This window comes from Frigidibacter sp. MR17.24 (genome assembly GCF_037095655.1).
GTDB lineage: Bacteria > Pseudomonadota > Alphaproteobacteria > Rhodobacterales > Rhodobacteraceae > Frigidibacter.
This window is the reverse complement of record NZ_JBAWKE010000003.1, coordinates 43,066-61,909: the sequence shown is the minus strand read 5'-3', so window position 1 is coordinate 61,909 and position 18,844 is coordinate 43,066. Positions and strand designations below refer to the sequence as shown.

General features: G+C 70.5%; 15 protein-coding genes. 13 read left to right on the top strand and 2 right to left on the bottom strand.

Going from position 1 to position 18,844, the window contains the following annotated elements; translation table 11 throughout:
- Nucleotides 1–6 precede the first annotated feature (6 nt).
- The 6 genes from V8J39_RS12575 (at nt 7) to V8J39_RS12550 (ending at nt 6,468) form a co-directional block, all read left to right on the top strand.
- Nucleotides 7–1,065, top strand: a complete 1,059-nt coding sequence (locus V8J39_RS12575; protein ID WP_336461266.1) for an LLM class flavin-dependent oxidoreductase — start codon at nt 7–9, stop codon at nt 1,063–1,065.
- A gap of 30 nt (nt 1,066–1,095) precedes the next feature.
- A complete protein-coding gene (locus V8J39_RS12570; RefSeq protein ID WP_336461265.1) occupies nt 1,096–2,295 on the top strand; it encodes an aromatic ring-hydroxylating oxygenase subunit alpha in 1,200 nt (399 codons plus the stop codon).
- A gap of 23 nt (nt 2,296–2,318) precedes the next feature.
- A complete protein-coding gene (locus V8J39_RS12565; RefSeq protein ID WP_336461264.1) occupies nt 2,319–3,299 on the top strand; it encodes an aldo/keto reductase in 981 nt (326 codons plus the stop codon).
- 4 nt (nt 3,300–3,303) lie between these two features.
- Nucleotides 3,304–4,950, top strand: coding sequence for an FAD-dependent oxidoreductase (locus tag V8J39_RS12560; RefSeq protein ID WP_336461263.1), 1,647 nt, complete (start codon nt 3,304–3,306; stop codon nt 4,948–4,950).
- Nucleotides 4,947–5,699 (top strand): SDR family NAD(P)-dependent oxidoreductase, encoded by a 753-nt coding sequence (locus V8J39_RS12555; RefSeq protein ID WP_336461262.1) that lies wholly within the window; start codon nt 4,947–4,949, stop codon nt 5,697–5,699. Before V8J39_RS12560 ends, V8J39_RS12555 begins: the two co-directional genes overlap by 4 nt.
- A 73-nt stretch (nt 5,700–5,772) precedes the next feature.
- Nucleotides 5,773–6,468 (top strand): TetR/AcrR family transcriptional regulator, encoded by a 696-nt coding sequence (locus V8J39_RS12550; RefSeq protein ID WP_336461261.1) that lies wholly within the window; start codon nt 5,773–5,775, stop codon nt 6,466–6,468.
- A 33-nt stretch (nt 6,469–6,501) separates the two neighbouring features.
- On the opposite strand, the gene V8J39_RS12545 is transcribed toward V8J39_RS12550, so the two are convergent.
- Nucleotides 6,502–6,693, bottom strand: coding sequence for a DUF2256 domain-containing protein (locus tag V8J39_RS12545; protein WP_336461260.1), 192 nt, complete (start codon nt 6,691–6,693; stop codon nt 6,502–6,504).
- A gap of 80 nt (nt 6,694–6,773) precedes the next feature.
- Nucleotides 6,774–8,327, bottom strand: coding sequence for a lyase family protein (locus V8J39_RS12540; RefSeq protein WP_336461259.1), 1,554 nt, complete (start codon nt 8,325–8,327; stop codon nt 6,774–6,776).
- A 729-nt stretch (nt 8,328–9,056) separates the two neighbouring features.
- Here V8J39_RS12540 and V8J39_RS12535 point away from each other — a divergent pair.
- The 7 genes from V8J39_RS12535 (at nt 9,057) to V8J39_RS12505 (ending at nt 18,832) form a co-directional block, all read left to right on the top strand.
- Nucleotides 9,057–9,800: a class II aldolase/adducin family protein gene (locus V8J39_RS12535; RefSeq protein ID WP_336461258.1), complete on the top strand. Its 744-nt coding sequence runs from the start codon at nt 9,057–9,059 to the stop codon at nt 9,798–9,800.
- A 149-nt stretch (nt 9,801–9,949) separates the two neighbouring features.
- A complete protein-coding gene (locus V8J39_RS12530) occupies nt 9,950–11,515 on the top strand; it encodes an ABC transporter substrate-binding protein (RefSeq protein WP_336461257.1) in 1,566 nt (521 codons plus the stop codon).
- A gap of 66 nt (nt 11,516–11,581) precedes the next feature.
- The gene (locus V8J39_RS12525) at nt 11,582–12,538 is read left to right on the top strand and encodes an ABC transporter permease (RefSeq protein WP_336461256.1); all 957 of its coding nucleotides are present in this window, start codon (nt 11,582–11,584) and stop codon (nt 12,536–12,538) included.
- Nucleotides 12,539–12,545: 7 nt separating this feature from the next.
- Entirely contained in the window at nt 12,546–13,370 is an 825-nt protein-coding gene (locus tag V8J39_RS12520) for an ABC transporter permease (RefSeq protein ID WP_336461255.1), read from the top strand.
- A 10-nt stretch (nt 13,371–13,380) separates the two neighbouring features.
- Complete coding sequence (locus V8J39_RS12515; protein ID WP_336461254.1) at nt 13,381–14,994, top strand: ABC transporter ATP-binding protein; 1,614 nt, start codon at nt 13,381–13,383, stop codon at nt 14,992–14,994.
- Nucleotides 14,995–15,052: 58 nt separating this feature from the next.
- Complete coding sequence (locus V8J39_RS12510) at nt 15,053–17,302, top strand: glycoside hydrolase family 3 N-terminal domain-containing protein (protein WP_336461253.1); 2,250 nt, start codon at nt 15,053–15,055, stop codon at nt 17,300–17,302.
- Nucleotides 17,303–17,386: 84 nt separating this feature from the next.
- Entirely contained in the window at nt 17,387–18,832 is a 1,446-nt protein-coding gene (locus V8J39_RS12505) for a sulfatase-like hydrolase/transferase (RefSeq protein ID WP_336461252.1), read from the top strand.
- Nucleotides 18,833–18,844 lie beyond the last annotated feature (12 nt).

The window sequence follows — 18,844 nt, the reverse complement described above, 5'->3', positions numbered from 1 at the left end:
AGACCCTTGGAATTCGGTATCTTCAACCTGATGTCCTATCGCAACCACCCGGCCGGCGTGCCGGGGGTGATCGCGGACACGCGCGAGATGGTGCGGCTGGCCGAGGACGTGGGCGTCGACGTCGCCTGGTTCGCCGAGCATCACTTCACCAACTACTCGATCTCGGTATCGCCGCTGATGATGGCCGCCCACATGGCCGGCGCCACCAGCCGCATCCGGCTGGGCACGGCGGTGATCGTGCTGCCGCTCTATCAGCCGCTGCGCGTCGCCCAGGAGATCGCGCTGGTCGACCAGCTGTCCGGCGGGCGGCTGGTGCTGGGGGTCGGCACCGGCTACCAGCCGTTCGAATTCGACCGCCTCGGGGTCGAGGTCGGCCGGCGCAACGAGATCTTCCTTCAGCACTGGGACCTGCTCGAGGCGGCGCTGACCACGGGCGAGATCGCGGGCGACACCGCCGCGCGCGCGGGCCTGCCCGAGACGCCGGTCCTGCTGCGCCCGGTGCAGCGCCCGCTGCCGCCGCTGTTCGTCACCGGCGGCGATCCGCGGATCCTTGGCCGGCTCGGCCCGCTGGGGGCGACGCCCTTCATCACCGCGGGCTGGCGCGGCACGCCGGCGCTGGTGCAGATGGCGGCGAAGGCGCGCGCCGACTGGACGGCGGCCGGGCTGGACGGCGCCGCCCGGCTTGGGGTGCAGCAGTATGTCTGCGTCACCGACAGCCCCGAAGAGGCGCTGATCGCCGCCGACTGCGCCCGCTTCGTCGGCCGGATGGCAAGCGGGCTGCGCGCGACCGAGATCGCGCGCCGCGGCCCGATGATCGACGCGCCTCCCCTGCCCGATGAACCGCCGCTGGAGACCTTCCGCGACAATGTCATCATCGGCCCTGCCGATCACGTCATCGAGCGGATCCTGGACGAATGCACCCGGATGCGCCCGACGCATTACAACTGCTTCTTCCAGTTCGGCGAACTGCCGATGAGCATCGCGCGCCGCTCGCTCGAGACCTTCGGCGACCGCGTGCTGCCGGTGCTGCGCCGCGCGCTCGCCGACGCGGCCGTCACCGCCTGACCCCTTCAGAAGCCTGCCCCCGGAGCCGCCATGACAGACGCCCTGCCCCACACCGCCGGCATCGACCGCCTTGCCGAGCCCCCGATCGCCGAGATCGAGGCCCGCGTCCACGGCGGCCGCGGCCAGACGCTCGCGGATTCCGAGACGCTGCCCCCCGAGGCCTACACCTCGCAGGCCTTCTTCGAGCGCGAGCGCGAGATGATCTTCCGGCGCGGGTGGATGGCACTTGGCCACGTGGCGCAGATCCCCGAGGTGGGCGACTACTTCACCATCGACCTGCTGGGCGAGCCGATGGTGGTCGTGCGCGCCGCGGACCGGATCCGGGTGCTGTCGCGCGTGTGCCTGCACCGCTGGGCGCCGGTGGTCTCGGGCAAGGGCAACGCCAAGATGTTCTCCTGCCCGTTCCACCGCTGGGCCTACGACCTGACCGGCCAGCTGCGCAGCGCGCCCTTCATGGACCAGGCCGCGGGCTTCGATCCCAAGGCCTGCAAGCTGCCGGAATTCCGCGCCGAGGTCGTGCTGGGGACAATCTACGTGAATCTATCGGGCGATGCCGAGCCGCTGGCGCCGCGGATGGACGGGCTGGCGCGGGAATATTCCAACATCCCGCTCGACGATCTGGTGATCGGCTTCTCGGTCGAATTCCCCTGCCCGTTCAACTGGAAGATCGCGGTCGAGACCTTCATGGAATGCTATCACCACATCGGGGCGCATTCGAAGACGCTGCAGCCGCATTCGCCGGGCGGCGACAGCTACGGCGTCTTCAAGGAAGACCCCGAGCAGGGCTGGATCGTGGCGCGCCACCCGCTGCGCGCGGATCTTGGGCATGAACACGCGCTGACCCCGGGCCTGCCGGTGTTCGAGGACTGGACCGAGGAGCAGATCCGCATCGGCAGTCTCTACCACGTCTTCCCCAACCACCTCGTCGGCACCTCGGCCAACGCGATGCGCTGGACCGCGGTCCTGCCGATCTCGGCGACCGAAAGCTGGTGGATCCGCCACTACCTGGTGCACCGCGACGCGCTCAAGGATCCGGGCTTTGCCGAGCTGATGGCGCGCCTGAAGACCAGCGGCGACGTGATCGCCAAGGAAGACCTGGACGTCAACACGTTGCAGCAGCGCGGCGCGGCCTCGCGCCTCGCCCGCCCGGGGCGGCTCAGCCACCTGGAACTCCCGGTCTGGCAGCTGGCCGACTGGGTGCGCGACGGCATCGGCGGCGGTCGCTTCTGAGCGCGCCAGCGAAAGGAACCACGATGGACTACGTCAAACTCGGCGCGAGCGGGCTCGAGGTGTCACGCCTCTGCCTCGGGTGCATGAGCTATGCCGCCGGCCCGACCGCCTCGCACGGCTGGCTCTTCGACAAGGCGCAATCGAAGCCCTTCTTCCGCAAGGCGCTCGACCTCGGGATCAACTTCTTCGACACCGCCAACGCCTATTCCGCCGGCGCGAGCGAGGAGACGCTGGGCGAGGTCCTGCTGCGCGAGGTCCGGCGCGAGGACGTGGTGATCCTGACCAAGGTCTTCAACCGGATGCGTCCCGGCCCGAACGGGGCCGGGCTGTCGCGCAAGGTGATCATGGCCGAGATCGACGCCAGCCTGCGCCGGCTCGGCACCGATCACGTCGATGTCTACATGATCCACCGTTGGGATCCGACGACGCCGCTCGAAGAGACGCTCGAGGCGCTCAATGACGTGGTGAAGGCGGGCAAGGCGCGCTATCTGGGCGCCTCTTCGATGTGGGCATGGCAATTGTGCCGCGCGATCGAAACCCAGAAGGCCAACGGCTGGGCGCGGTTCATCGCGATGCAGAACCACATGAACCTGCTCTACCGCGAGGAAGAGCGCGAGATGCTGCCCTATTGCCGCGAGGCCGGTGTCGGCGTGATCCCCTGGAGCCCGCTGGCGCGCGGCCGGCTGTCGCGGCCGGTCGGCGCGGGCAGCGACCGCGCCGCGACCGACGGCTACACGCCGCAGCTTTACCGCACCGAGGAAGCCTGCGAGGCCGAAATCCTTGGCCAGGTCGCGCAGATCGCCGCCGCCCGCGGCGTCTCGCAGGCCGAGGTGGCGATGAGCTGGCTGCTGTCGCGGCTCGGGATCGCCGCCCCCGTGATGGGCGCGACCCGGCCCGAGCATCTCGAGGCCGCGGCCCGCGCCCTCGACCTGACGCTGACCCCGGACGAGATCGCCGCGCTCGAGGCGCCCTACCGCCCGCGGCCGGTGATCGGCTTCGCCTGATCGCATGGCCCGCCGCACCGTGCCCCTGCCCAAGGACGACCCCGACATCATCGTCGCGGGATCCGGCGGCGCGGCCCTCGCCGGGGCCCTGCGCGCGGCCCGGGGCGGGGCGCGCGTCCTGCTGCTCGAGGCGACGGACTGCCTTGGGGGCACGACGGCGATGTCGGGGGCCGGCACCTGGATTCCGGCCAACGCCCGCGCCCGTGCGGCCGGGATCGCGGATGATGCCGACCGCGCGCTCGCCTATATCCGCGCGGCCAGCCCGGACGGCTGGCAAGGGTCCGAGGATCCGCTGTGGCAGGCCTTCGTCGCCGAGGCGCCGCGCATGATCGACTTCCTCGAACGCCACAGCGCCCTGCGCTTCGCCCTGGCCGACGATCCCGACCCCTGGCCTGCGGCGCCGGGCGCCCTGCCACGGGGCCGCATGCTGTCGCCGCGGCCGCTTCGCGCCCGGGTGCCGGGGTTCCGCCTGCAGCCGGCGCATGTGCCGCATGTCCTGACCTATCAGGAGCTGAAGTCCCGCGATCCCTGGCACCACCCGCTGCGCACGATCGCGGCGCTGGCGCCGCGACTGGCCTGGCGGCTGGCGACCGGGCGGCGCGCGCAGGGCAGCGCGCTGATCGCGGGGCTGGCACGGGCCGCGCTGGCCGCGGGGGTCGAGATCCGCACCGGCTGGCGCGTCACCGGCCTCGACCGCGCGGCGGGCGGGGCGGTCCGCGGCGTCTTCGCCGAGGGGCCCGATGGCGGGCGGCGGCGGATCGGGGCCGCGGCGGGCGTGCTGCTGGCGACGGGCGGGTTCGAACGCGACCTGTCGCGCAGGTCGCGCCACTTCGCGGGCCCGGTCGATCTGGTCGCCTCGTCGCCCGGCAATCTCGGCTGTGCCGCCCGCATCGCCGAGGAGATCGGCGCCGAGCTTGCGCACATGTCCGAGGCGAATGTCGCCCCCGCCCTGCCCGCCCGGCTGCGCGGCCGCGCGCTTCCGATCGGGACCTTCCACCACCGCGAGCCGGGGGCGATCCTCGTCGGGCCGGACGGGCGGCGGTTCGTCGACGAATGGGCCTTCAACCTTGGCGAGGTGCTGCTGGAACGCCGCGGCGACGGCGCGGCGGCGCATCTTCCCTGCTGGCTCGTCGGGGATGCCGCCGCGCTGTCGGGGGCGCCGATGCTGCGCTGGTTCCTGCGCGCGGCCCCGGGCTGGGCGCGCGAAGCCTCCGATGCCACCCGGCTCGGCGCGACGCTGGCGCTGCCCCCGGGCGCGCTCGAGGCGACGCTCGCCGACTGGAACGCCGGTGCGGCACAGGGCCGGGATCCCCGGTTCGGCCGCCATCTCGATCCGTGGTCGGGTCCCGATCCGCGCCGGTTGCGGCCGCTGGCGGGGGCGCTCTGGGCCCTGCCCTTCAACCTCGTGTTCCTCTCGACCAAGGGCGGGCCGCGCACGGATGCCCGCGCCCGCGTGCTCGACCGCGACGGACGCGCGATCCCGGGCCTGTGCTGCGCCGGCGTCGCGATGGCCAATCCCTTCGGCACCCGCGCGATGGGCGCCGGCACCACCATCGGGCCGAACCTCACATGGGGCTGGATCGCGGGCGCCACCCTGCTCGACCGGCTGGCCACCCCCCCTGCAGACGTCGCGAAGGAGACCGCAGCATGACGAACGATCTTTCCGGCCAGGTGGCGCTGGTCACCGGCGGCGCCCAGGGGCTCGGCGCCGCGATCGCCGCCGGGCTTGCCGAGCGGGGCGCCCGGGTCGCGCTGACCGGCCGGTCGGACATGGCAGGGGCCGCGGCGACGGCGGCGCGGCTGGGCGGGCGCGCCTACGCGATGGATCTGACCGACCGCGGCTCGGTCGAGACGGCGTTCGACCGGATCGCGGCAGAGCTGGGCCCGCCGGAGATCGTGGTGAACAACGCCGGCGCCTCGGCACGCGGCAAGCTGCTCGCGCTGTCGGGCGACGACTGGGACCATCTTTTCGCGGTCCATGCGCGGGGTTTCTTCCACGTCGCGACCGCCGCCGCGCGCCGCATGATCGCCGCCGGGGTCGAGGGCGCGATCATCGGCATCGCCGGCGCCTCGGCGCAGCGCTGCTATCCCGGCGCGGGGGCCTATGCGCCGTCCAAGGCCGCGGTGCTGGCCGCGGCGCGGCAGATGGCGGTGGAATGGGCCCCGCACCGCATCCGGGTGAACTGCGTCCTTCCCGGGCCGGTGCGCCCCGCCGACGGCGCCTGGCAGGCCCACGAGCCCGCCCTCGCCGAGGAGGTGCTGAAGATCCCCTTGTCCCGCGCGGGAACGCCCGAGGAGGTGGCCGAGGCGGTAGCCTATCTGGCAGGCGCGCGGTATGTGACGGGACAGGAGCTGGTCATAGACGGAGGCAGCACGACCACGTGGTATATCCAAGGGTGAGCCGACCCTGCCGCCCCCCGGCGCCCAAGCCGATCGATCCGACCCCAGAAGCCCTGCCCTTGCGAGCCCGAGCATGAACGGTGACGACACCTCGACGACCCGGCCCCGCCGCACCGCGCGCTCGGTGCGCGCGCGCCGCGACAGCGACGGCAGCCTGACGATCCCGCCCGGATCGCCGCCCGACCTGATGTGCCGCGTCGCGCTGGATCTGTTTGCCGACCAGAATTACTCGAGCGTCACGATCAAGGACATCGCCCGGGCCGGGGGCATGAACCCGTCGCTGATCTACTACTACTTCGACAACAAGGAGGATCTCTTCATGAAGACGATCTCCCGCGTGGTCGAAGAGGCCTTCGCCCGCTTCGAGACGCTGACGCGCGACGCGACCTCGCCCGAGGCGCTGGTGTCGCAGTGGATCGAGATGCACGTGACCGATTTCGTGCGGCTGCAGAAGGTCGCGAAGATGAGCCTCGATTACGCAAGCTCGCACAACCGCACGCCGCTGGTCGACCGCGCCATCCGCGACTTTTACGAAAAGGAAGCCGCGATCCTCAGCCGGACCATCGCCGAGGGCATCCGCGACGGCGCGTTCCGCAGCGGCAACCCGGACGAGATGGCGCTGTTCATCTCGACCTTCCTGGACGGGGCGCTGTTTCGCAACGTCATGTTCCCGACCTTCAACTACCAGCGGGCGATCCGCTCGATGCGCCGGATCGTGCTCGACCAGCTCAGGGCGCCCGCCGCCGGTGAGACGCCGCGGGCGAAGTGATCCGCCGGCCCGACACGTCGTCGCCGTGGCCGGCTAGCGCCGCCGGCCGGTGGCCACCGGCGGCGGCGCTGTCGGGTCGGGAACAGCCTTGCCCCGGCCTTCGCGACGGCAGCGCTCGGAGCAATAGACGACGTTCTCCCAGTCGCGCTGCCACTTCTTGCGCCAGGCGAAGGGCCGGCCGCAGACCGGGCAGATCTTGCTGGGAAGGTCGGACTTGCGGCGCATCTACGCGGCCGGCGACCTGCGCCGCGCCGGGCGACGGCGCCGCCTGACGCGGGCGGATGCGGTCACCGGCACGGCCATCCTCAGCCCCCGAGCAGCGCGGAGAAATCGGCATCCAGCCGCGCGAGGCTGTCATCGACATGCGCCCGCTGCGCCGCGATCCAGTCCCGGTTGCCCGTCAGCCGCTCTCGTGCCGAGGCCAGCATGAGGTCCATCTCGGCCGGCTGCGGCCCGCCGGCGGTGGCGCGGTTGCGCACGATCGCGGCCGGGTCGAGCACGGCGCGGAACTCGGCCTCGGTCAGCGGGAATTCGGCCGGAACCTCGACACCGGACTCGGTCGCGGCCACGGTCTCGGCATAGATCCGGCGCACCTCGTCATAGGGGAAGTCGAGCGGCCCGATCCCCTGCTGGCGCGCGACGGTCACCATCTCGGAGGCGACGTGGTGCCCCTCGCGGAACGGCATGCCGTGTTCGCGCATCAGCAGGTCCGCCAGTTCCTGCGAGGCGGTCCAGTCGCCGTTCAGCTCCTCGAGCGCGCGCTCGGGGTTGATGCGCAGCGCCTTCAGCACCCGGTCGAGCCGGTCCAGCGCCTTGGTGCCCGCGGCGACCATCGCGGAATTGGCATCGTCATCCTTCGGGTCGGACATGCCGGGGGTGATGTTGTGGGTCTGCAGCATCGGCCCCAGCGCCAGCGTCAGCGCGGTCGAGGCATCCGAGCGGGTCGAATTCAGGATGCCCGGGTTGCGCTTCTGCGGCATCGCGGACGAGACATAGGTGTTGTCCCCGCCTTCCTCGAGCAGGATCCACGGCCGGCTCTGGGCATACTGGGTCATCACGTCTTCGACGAAGTTGCCGACATGCAGCGCGACCGAGGCGACGATCTGCCCGGCCTCCACCGGCTGGTCCATCGAGCTGATCTGCGAGGCGTCATAGGCATTCTCGACGGTGCCGGCAAAGCCGAGGTAGTCGGCCATCCGCTGCCGGTCGAGCGGCCAGCTCGAGCCGTTGAGCACCGTGGTGCCCATGGCGGAGCGGTCGATGCGGGCATAGGCCTGCCGGATCCGCTCGGCATCGCGGTCGAGGCCGGCGGCATGGCCCAGCAGCATGTGCCCGTAGCTGTTGGGCTGGGCCGCGACGCCGTTCGTGTAGTTCGGGACGATGGTGTCGCGATGCTCTTCGGCCAGGTCGACCAGCGTGGTGGCCGTGGTGTTCAGCTGGTCGGCCAGCGACAGCATGTCGTCGCGCAGGATCGCGGCGCGATAGGTCGCGTGCATGTCCTGGCTCGACCGGCCCGCGTGCAGCAGCGTCACGTCGATGCTGCCCGCCTCGATCAGCAGCGGCTCGAAGGTGATGACGGTCGAGGGGCGCTTGGCGCCCTCCTCGGCGCCGGCGGTGATCACGGTGTCGATCGCCTTGGCGATGCCGGGCACCTTGTCCGACGGCAGCAGCCCCGCCTCGCTGTTGATCACGGCCGTGGCCTTGTTGATCTGGCCGAGCCAGAAGAATTCGTCGCGCGTCGGCGCATCCTGTGCGGCCGCGGGCAGCGCGAGGCCGAAGACGAGCGCCCCGGTCAGCCCGCCAAGACGGCGCGCGGACGAGGACGGGCGCCCGAAGGCGCGAAGGGATTGCAGGGTCATGTCTCCTCCCAGAGATCACCGCGGGCACCAGCGGCCCGCTCGGACGCCCCGGGGCCGCTCGCGGCACGGGGAGGGGCCGGTCCGGGTGGGGCCCTTCCGACTATAGGGGCCTGTCGCCGCCATGCGACCCATGCGAGCCGTCTCGGCGGGTATCCGCCCGTGCCGCGTCGTCGCCGCGCGGTGCAAGGGGTCGATGTCCGTGGCGGCAGGATCCCGACCCACCCGTCACAGAGGCTTCGATCCGCGACCGGGTCTGTCGCGATCGCGAGGCGGCCAACGCGCGCGCGATCCGCCCGGATCGGGCCCCCCGCGTGCCAGCGACACCCGCCTGCCCCTGCCGTCCATCCGAGAGGGCATCGGCAGCACTGGCGACGGGGGAATCGCCGACGGGATCTGTGCGATCGGCCCGCCGGCCGGCGCCGAGGGTCTCGTCAACACGAAACGAAACCTCAACGGATCGCCCATATCGTCATCGCCGCAAGACATAAGCGCACAATTTTCATGCTGGCGGTGTCACGGCGGTGCCTCGCCGGCCGGCGCCCCATCGGGAAATCTCGGGGCGGGAAAAAGCATTTATATGATATTAATACATATTTCAGACGGAGTTAGAATTTATCTATCCAAAGCTGCGGATTTTTGAAGTTTCGCCCAAGCCCGTCTTGTCCGCACCTCTGACGTCAACGCCGCTCGATGAGGCGCCTCGGCGAGCCGCGAACGAAAGGGAACACCATGCTGGACCAGACTGTCCTTGACGAAACCCAAGCCCGGATCGACCTTGCGGCCGCGCTGCGGATGACGGCCCGCGCCGGTATGCACGAGGCGGTCGCGAACCACTACTCGGTGGCCCTTTCGGCGGATGGCAAGCGGTTCCTGATCAACCCGAAATGGATGCACTTCGCCCGCGTCCGCGCTTCGGACCTGATCCTCGTCGACATGAACGACCCCGAAAGCCAGAAGCGCCGCCCCGACCTGGACACCACCGCCCGCGTGATCCACGGCCAGGTCCACACCCTGTGCCCCTCGGCCCGGGTGATCATGCACCTGCACCCGATCATGACGACGGCGCTCGCCAGCCTCGATCCGCCGGAAATGCCCGCGATCGACCAGAACTCGGCCCGCTATCACAACCGTCTGGCCGTCGACCTGCACTACGGCGGCATGGCCAATGCCGATGAAGAGGGCGCGCGCCTCGCCGGCCTGCTGGACGGCAAGAGCCGCCTGCTGATGGGCAACCACGGCATCATGATCACCGCGGCCACCGTGGGCGAGGCCTGGGACGACATCTACACCTTCGACCGCTCGGCCCAGATCGTCGTCGCCGCGATGTCGACGGGTCGGCCGCTCAAGCACCTCAGCCCCGAGGTGGCCGAACAGACCGCGCAGGACTGGGAAGGCATCGCCAACTTCTCGATCCGCCACTTCGAGGAGGAGAAGCTGATCCTCGACAAGGAATGCCCCGACTACCGGGACTGACCCCGCGCCGCAAAGCGTGCCCGGGCCCGCCACCGCGGGTCCGGACCGCCGGGACCGCAACGCCGGACCGGCCCTGAAACCAAGAAAAGCCACAGCAACAGCCATGCGACGGTCGGCCTCCCCCGCCTCGCATCGACGGAGGGTTTCCGATGACGTTCAACACCAGTTCCTTGCCCCAGATCGGCCGTCGCGGCTTCCTGGCGGGGGCCAGCGCGATCGGCGCCGGCCTTCTGCTGGGCGCCGGGACCGCGCGCGCGGCGACGCCGAAGACCGGCGGGCACTTCCGCATCGGCATCGGCGACTTCAAGACCACCGACACGCTCGACACCACGTCCAACGACACGAAGTTCTACAACATCTCGCAGTTCATCCTGCGCAACAACCTGGTCGAAGTCGCGCCGGACGGCGAACTTATCCCCGAACTCGCGACGTCCTGGGAAAGCTCGGCGGATGCCACGACCTGGGTGTTCAAGCTGCGCCAGGGCGTGACTTTCCACTCGGGCAAGACCTTCGGGCCCGAAGACGTGATCTTCACCCTCAACAAGCACGTGGCCGCCGACAGCACCTCGGCGATCAAGCCGTTCCTGAAGTCGATCGTCAGCGTGACCGCGACGGCCCCGGACGAGGTGACCATCGTCCTGGCGGACGGCAACGTCGGCCTGCCCGCGATCCTGACCGTGCCCGCCGCGGCGATGCTGGCCGAGGGCACCACCGACCCGCTCGACGGCAACGGCACCGGCCCCTACAAGCTCGAGCGCTGGCAGGCCGGCATCGGCGCGTCGTTCAGCAAGAACCCGTCCTACTGGAAGGAGGGCCGCGGCCATTTCGACAGCGTCGAGCTGATCGCGATCGCCGACCCCTCGGCCCGGACCGCGGCCCTGGTCGGCGGCAAGATCGACGCCTACAACCAGGTCGACCTCAAGACGGTCAACCTGCTCAAGCGCAACGCCGGCATCCAGATCCTCAGCCAGGCGTCCAAGGCCCACTACGTCTTCCCGATGAACATGACGCTGGCGCCGTTCAACAACCCCGACGTGGTCGCCGCGATGAAATACGCGATCAACCGCCAGGACCTCGTCGACCGGATCCTCAACGGCTACGGCACCGTGGGCAACGATCAGCCGATCTCCTCGGCCTATCGCTACTACAACGCGGACCTGCCGCAGCGCGAATACGATCCCGAGAAGGCGAAGTCGCTGCTGGCCAAGGCCGGCATGTCGGGGCTCAAGGTCGAACTCAACGTCTCGGACGTGCCGTTCTCGGGCGCGACCGACGCGGCGGTGCTGTTCAAGAGCCATGCCGAGGCCGCCGGCATCACCATCGACGTCAAGCGTGTGCCCGACGACGGCTACTGGGACAACGTCTGGATCAAGTCGCCGCTCTGCGCGAGCCGCTGGTCGGGCCGCCCGACCGAGGACATCATGATCGGCGGCGTCTACACCAAGAGCGCGGTGCAGGCCGGCTGGAACGAGACCAGCATGCAGGACGACCAGCTTGACCAGCTCGTCCTCCTGGCGCGCAAGGAACTGGACGAGACCAAGCGCCGCCAGATGTACTTCGACATGCAGCAGATCATCCACGAACGCGGCTCGGCGAACATCTTCGCCTTCGCCAACTTCACCGATGCCGCCAGCAGCAAGATCGCCTTCGACACGATCGGCAACGACTGGGACCTCGACGGCTTCCGCGCAGCGGAACGCTGGTGGTTCGCCTGATCGGCATCCAACCAAGACACCGGCCGGGGGGATCTTCTCCCCGGCCCTCATCCAGGTGACCCTCGCTTGACCGTCCTGACCCGCACCATCCTCACCCGGATCGCCGCCAGCATCATCATGCTGGTGCTGATCTCGGTCTTCATCTTCTTTGCCGTCGACATGCTGCCCGGCGACGTCGCCCGCGCCATCCTCGGCAGCTCGGCCACGACCGAGGCGCTTGCGGCGCTGCGCACCAAGCTCGGCCTCGACGAACCGGCGGTCTGGCGGTTCGCGCACTGGGCCTGGGGGGTGCTGCACGGCGATTTCGGGACGTCGATCACCACGCAGGAACCGGTCACCACCATCATCTCGTTCCGGCTGGGCAACACGCTGTGGCTCGCGGCGCTGGCCGCCGCGATCTCGATCCCGCTGGCGCTTGCGCTCGGCATCGGCTCGGCGCTCTGGGAAGGCTCGGCCTTCGACCGGATCGCCAGCATCGTGACGCTCGGCGCGATCTCGATGCCCGAATTCTTCGTGGCCTACTCGCTCGTCGCGCTGTTCGCGCTGAACTGGCAGATCTTCCCGCCGATCTCGACCGTGACCACCGACAGCACGTTCCTCGACCGGCTCGACGCGCTGATCCTGCCCGCGATCACGCTGGCCTTCGCCGTCGTCGCGCACATGATGCGGATGATCCGCGCCGCGATCCTCGACGTGCTGGGCAGCCCCTTCATGGTCATGGCCGAGCTCAAGGGCATGCCGCTGCGCCGCCGGATCCTGCGCCACGCGCTGCCGAACGCCGCGGCCCCGATCATCAACGTGATCGTGCTGAACCTTGCCTACCTCATCGTCGGCGTCGTCGTGGTCGAGGTGATCTTCGTCTACCCCGGCCTCGGCCAGCTGCTGATCGACAGCGTGGCACAGCGCGACCTGCCGCTGGTGCAGGCCGGCAGCCTGATCTTCGCGGCGATCTACCTGACGCTCAACACGGTCGCCGACGTGCTGGCCATCGCCTTCAATCCCCGCCTGCGCTTCCCCCGGTGACGCCATGATGACCACGCTTTTCAAGATCATCGGCTGGGGGCTGCGCGGCATCGTCGTGCTGTGGGTCCTCGCCTCGCTCGGCGCCGAATTCGTCGCGCCCTACAAGCCCAACGACATCGTCGGCCAGATGTGGAACGGCGCGTTCTGGCAGGACACCTCGGAAACCGCGCGGCAGGTGCTGGGCACCGACCAGCTGGGCCGCGACCTGCTCTCGCGCCTGCTCTACGGCACGCGCAACACGCTGACCGTCGCGCTGGGCGCGACCTTCGCGGCCTTCGCGGTCGGGATCGGCTTCGGCTTCTGGGCCGCGATCGCCCGCGGCCGGATCGACATGGCATGCTCGCGCGTGGCCGACCTGATCATCGCCGTCCCCACGCTCATCGTGACGCTGCTGGTGATCGCCGCCGTCGGCCCGTCGGTCGGCGTGCTGGTCGCGATCATCGCGGTGGTGGACGGCGCCCGCGTGTTCCGCCTGGCACGGCTGGTCGCGATGAACATCTGCGCGATGGAATATTTCGAATCCGCCCGCCTGCGCGGCGAGAACCTGCGCTGGCTGATGCTGCACGAGATCCTGCCCAACGTGCGCATGCCGCTGATCACCGAGTTCGGCCTGCGCTTCTGCTTCATCTTCCTGTTCATCGCCGCGCTCAGCTTCCTGGGCCTTGGCCTGCAGCCGCCCGAGGCCGACCTCGGCTCGATGGTGCGCGAGAATGCCTCGGCCATCAGCTTCGGCGTGCTGGCGCCGTTCTTCCCCGCCGCCGTGATCGCCATGCTCGCCATCGCCGTGAACCTGTCATCCGAGGCGCTGGTCCGCGCCAAGCGCCGCGCCTGAGGAGCTGACCATGACCCTTCTGAAAATCGACGGCCTGCGCATCGAGGTCGAGAAGGATGGCGGCTGGACCGAGGTGCTGCACGGCGTCTCGCTCGAGCTTGCGCGGGGCGAGATGCTGGGCGTGATCGGCGAGAGCGGCGCGGGCAAATCGACGATCGGCCTTGCCGCGCTGGGCTATGTCCGCGCCGGCGGGCGGTTCGCGGGCGGCAGCGTCGTGCTGGACGGGACCGAGCTGATCGGGGCGCCGACCGCGGTGCTGGAAGGCATCCGCGGCCTGCGCGTGGCCTATGTCGCGCAATCGGCGGCAAGCTATTTCAACCCCGCCCACACGATCGGCGACCAGTTCGCGGAGGTGCTGCACAGGAAGCGCGGCATGAAGCGGGCCGAGATCGACGCGAAGGCCGCCCAGCTTTATGCCGAGCTGGGCCTGCCGCAGCCCGAGCGCATCGGCGGCCGCTATCCGCACCAGCTTTCGGGCGGCCAGCTGCAACGCGCGATGATCGCGATGGCGATGGCCACCGACCCGGACCTGCTGATCTTCGACGAACCCACCACCGCGCTCGACGTCACGACGCAGCTCGACGTGCTGGGCTGCATCCGCCGCGCCATGGCACGGTCGGGGGCGGCGGGGATCTACATCACGCACGACCTCGCGCTGGTCGCCCAGGTCTCGGACCGGATCATGGTGATGCGCCACGGCCATACGGTCGAGGTCGCGCCGACCCGGCAGCTGCTGTCGGCCGCGACGCAGGACTACACCAGGGCGCTGCTCAAGGGCCTGCGCTCCGAACGCGTCGAGGCCGCCGCGCGGCCCGCGGACGAGCGTCCGCTGCTCAGGATCGACGCGCTGGATGCGCGCTATGGCACCGGCACCAAGGTGCTGAACGCCGTCGACCTGCGCGTTCATCGCGGCGAGACCGTCGCCATCGTCGGGGAAAGCGGCTCGGGCAAGTCCACCCTCGCCCGGTCGATCTGCGGCCTGCTGCCGCCGACCGGCGGCGCCATGATCTTCGACGACCGGGAACTGCCGGCGCAGCTGAGCGCGCGCAAGGCCGACACGCTGCGCCGGATCCAGCTGGTGCATCAGCTGCCCGACCTGGCGCTGAACGGGGCGCAGAGCGTGGGCAAGATCATCGGCCGCCCGGCCCAGCTGTTCCACGGCCTGCGCGGCGCGAAACTCGCCGCCCGCGTCACCGCCCTGCTGGAGATGCTGGAACTGCCGGCGAGCTATGCCAGCCGCTATCCCCACCAGCTGTCGGGCGGCGAGAAGCAGCGTGTCGCCATCGCCCGGGCGCTTGCCGCCGAGCCCGACCTGCTGATCTGCGACGAGGTGACCTCGGCCCTCGACCAGCTGGTGGCGGCGGGGGTGCTGAAGATCCTCAGGAAGCTGCGCGAGGAGTTCGGGCTGGGCATGATCTTCATCACCCACGATGTCGCCACCGTGCGCGAGATCGCGGACACCGTCGTGGTCATGCGCCACGGCAAGGTCATGAACGCGGGCTCGGTGTCCGAGGTGCTCGACCAGCCGGACGAGCCCTACACCCGCCAGCTGGTCGAGGCGACGCCCGAGATGGACCCGGACTGGATCGTCCGGGTCCGGCCCGACTTCGCCCGGGTCGCCTGAGCCACCGGGATCGGGCCGCGCCGCGCCCGGCCCCTTCCGACCCTGCCGGAGCCCTTCCATGCCCGATGACCAGCTGACTGTCCTTGCCGATGCCGACGAGGCGATCTCGCTGACGACCGGCGCCGATTACTGGACCAGCATCGCCGCGCCGGCCCACGGCCTGCGCGCGCTGCGCTTCGCCGATGGCCCGCACGGCCTGCGGCTGCAGAACGACGACGAGCCCGACCACCTCGGTATCGGCCGCAGCCTGCCCGCGACCTGCTTCCCGCCCGCGACGACGCTCGCCTCGTCCTGGGACATCGACCTGATCGCCGAGGTCGCGGCGGCCCATGGCCGCGAAGCCCGCGCGCAGGGGGTCGACGTGGTGCTGGGGCCGGGCCTGAACCTCAAGCGCAGCCCGCTGTGCGGGCGCAACTTCGAATACTACTCCGAGGACCCGCTGCTGTCGGGCACGCTCGCGGCCGCCTATGTGCGCGGATTGCAGGGCCAGGGCGTCGCCGCCTGCGTGAAGCACTTCATCGCCAACAACCAGGAAGACGACCGCCTGCGGGTCAGCGTCGAGGCGGACGAACGCACCCTGCGCGAGATGTACCTGAAAGGCTTCGAGATCGCGGTGAAGGACGGCGGCGCCTGGGCGGTCATGTCGTCGTACAACCGCGTCAACGGCACCCATGTCGCCGAGAACCGCTGGCTGCTGACAGAGGTGCTGCGCGATGACTGGGGCTTTGACGGCGTCGTCGTGTCCGACTGGGGCGGCGGCGGCGACCCGGCCCGCGCGCTGGCCGCCGGTCTCGACATCCGCATGCCCGGACGGCAGGACGACCAGCGCCTGCGCGCGGCCCATGCCGCGGGCCGCGTGGACGACGCGCGGCTTCTTGAGACCGTGAACCGCTTCCGCACCCTCGCCGCCCGCACCGCGCAGGGCGCGGCCACGGCCCCCGACCACGACGCCCACCACGCGCTGGTGCGCAAGGCGGCCGCGCAGTCGGCGGTGCTGCTGAGCAACGACGGCACGCTGCCGCTGGACCTGTCCGCCCACAGGCGCATCGCGGTGATCGGCGAGCTTGCCCGGACACCCCGCTTCCAGGGCGCAGGCAGCTCGTTCGTGAATGCCCGCCAGCCCGGCACCGGCGCGCTCGAGGCGCTGACGGCCGCCGCGGCGGGGGCCGAGGTCGTGTTCGCGCCAGGCTATTCGCTGCACCCCGGGACCGACAGCACCGAGCTGATCGCCGCCGCCGCCGATCTGGCCGCCTCTGCCGATCTGGTCATCCTGGTCCTCGGCCTGCCCGACGCCTATGACGCCGAAGGCCGCGACCGGTCGACGATCGCGCTGCCGCCCGATCAGCTGGCGCTTCTCGACCGGCTGCAGGGCATCCGCGCGCCGAAGGCGGTCGCGCTGTGCAACGGCGGCGCGGTCACCACCCATGGCTGGCGCGACAGCGTCGGCGCCATCGTCGAGTTCTGGCTGACCGGACAGGCCCATGGCGAGGTCATCGCCGACATCCTCACCGGCGCGGTGAACCCCAGCGGCAAGCTGCCCGAAACCCTGCCCGAACGGCTGGAAGACACGCCGGCCTTCCTCAACTTCCCCGGCGAGCATCAGCACGTGACCTATGGCGAGGGGATCTTCGTCGGCTACCGCTGGTACGACGCCCGCCGGATGGCGGTCGATTTCCCCTTCGGCCACGGCCTGTCCTACACCACCTTCGACCATGCCGACCTCGCGATCGAGGTGCACGCGCCGCAGGACGACATCGCCTTCACCGCCCGCCTGACCGTCACCAACACCGGCCCGCGTCACGGGGCGGAGGTGGTGCAACTGTATCTCACCGACCACGACCGGCTGATGATCACCCCGCCGCAAGAGCTGCGCGGCTGGGCCAAGGTCGACCTCGCCTCCGGCGAGAGCCGCAGGGTCGCGATCCCGGTGCGGCGCGACCGGCTGACCCACTGGCACATGCCGTCGCGGGCCTGGGTCCACCAGGGCGGTGCGGCGACGGTGCGGATCGGCAGCTCGTCCCGCGACATCCGGTGCGAGGCGATGATCGAGCTGCCGGGCCGCAAGGTCGCGGGGCCGCTGACCCCCTGGTCGACGCTTGGGGAATGGCAGGACCATGCCGCCGCGGGCCCGCTGCTGGCGGCCCTGATCGACAGCCGCGGGGGCATCCGCGGCCGGATGGGCGACCTGCTGGCCACGCCCGCGGGCTTCCATTCCGTCCGCTCGGTGCCGATCGCCGCGATCGCGGAATTCCCCGGCGTGCCCTTCGACGTCGATGACCTGCACCCGATCCTCGACCAGGTTCCCTGACCGTCCGCTGACCCTCCCCGCCCGCCCCTCTGCCCCGCCCCCCGGCACCCGCGCCGCCGGTCCTGACCGCCGAAGGAGACCCCCATGAAAAGATCCGGAAACCTGATCGTCATCCTGTCCGATGAACACACCGCGAGCGCGCTGGGCTGCGCGGCGGCAGATGTCAACGTGCTGACCCCGAACCTCGACGCGCTGGCCGCGCGCGGGGTCCGCTTCACCGGCGCCTACACGCCGACGCCGATCTGCGTGCCCGCCCGCGCGGCCTTCGCCACCGGGCGCTACGCGCACCAGAACCGGCTGTGGGACAACGCGATGCCCTATCGCGGCGACCCCGAGGGCTGGGGCCATGCGCTCCAGCGCAAGGGCGTGCGCGTCGAATCCATCGGCAAGCTGCACTACCGCGACGACGACGACCCGACCGGTTTCGACGTGCAGCACATCCCGATGCATGTCGCGGGCGGGCACGGCATGGTCTGGGGCTCGATCCGGCGCGAGGACGAGCGCGTCACCAAGTCCGAACGCATGCTGGGCGATTACATCGGCCCCGGCGAAAGCCCCTACACCCGCTACGACGCCGCCGTGGTCGCACGCACGAAGCTGTGGCTGGAAGAGACCGCGGCAGACGGCGACCAGCGCCCCTGGTGCCTCTATGTCGGGCTCGTCGCGCCGCATTTCCCGCTGATCGTGCCGCAGGAATACCTCGACCTCTATCCCGCGGACTCGCTGCCGCCGATCAAGCTGCACCCGCGCGACGGCTACGAACAGCACCCCTGGATCGCCAAGCTCAACGCCACCTTCGGGGGCGACGAGGCGATGAAGGACGAGGACGAGCGCCAGATGGCGCGGCGCGTCTACTACGCGCTGTGCACCTGGCTTGACCACAACATCGGCCAGATCGTCGCGGCGCTGGACGCGACCGGCTTCGGGGACGACACCACGCTGATCTACAGCTCGGACCATGGCGACAACGTCGGTGCGCGCGGGCTGTGGGGCAAGGCGAACATGTACCAGGAATCGGTGTCGATCCCGCTGCTGGTGGTGCCCCCCGCCGCCGAGGGCGCTGTCTGCGGCACGCCGGTGAGCCTGCTCGACGTTTCCGAGACGATCCTCGACCATTTCGACGCGACGCTCGCGGGCGAGCGTCCCGGCGCATCGCTCTACGACATCGCGGCGCAGCCCGACGATCCCGACCGGATCGTCTTCAGCGAATATCACGCGGTCGGCGCGGTGTCGGGCTGCTTCATGGTGCGCAAGGGCGGCTGGAAGCTGGTGCATTACCACGGCTTCCGGCCCGAGATGTTCGATCTGACCACCGACCCGCAGGAGATCGTCAACCGCGCCGAAGACCCCGCCTGCGCCGAGAAGCTGGCCGAGATGTACGAGGCGCTGCGCAGCATCTGCGACCCGGTGGCCGTCGACGCGCAGGCCTTCGCGGACCAGCACGCGCTGATCGAGAGCTATGGCGGGCGCGAGGCCGGGTTGGCGATCGGTTCGGCGACGGCGACGCTGCCGCCCAAGACCGGGGCCTGAGCGGCCCCGGCC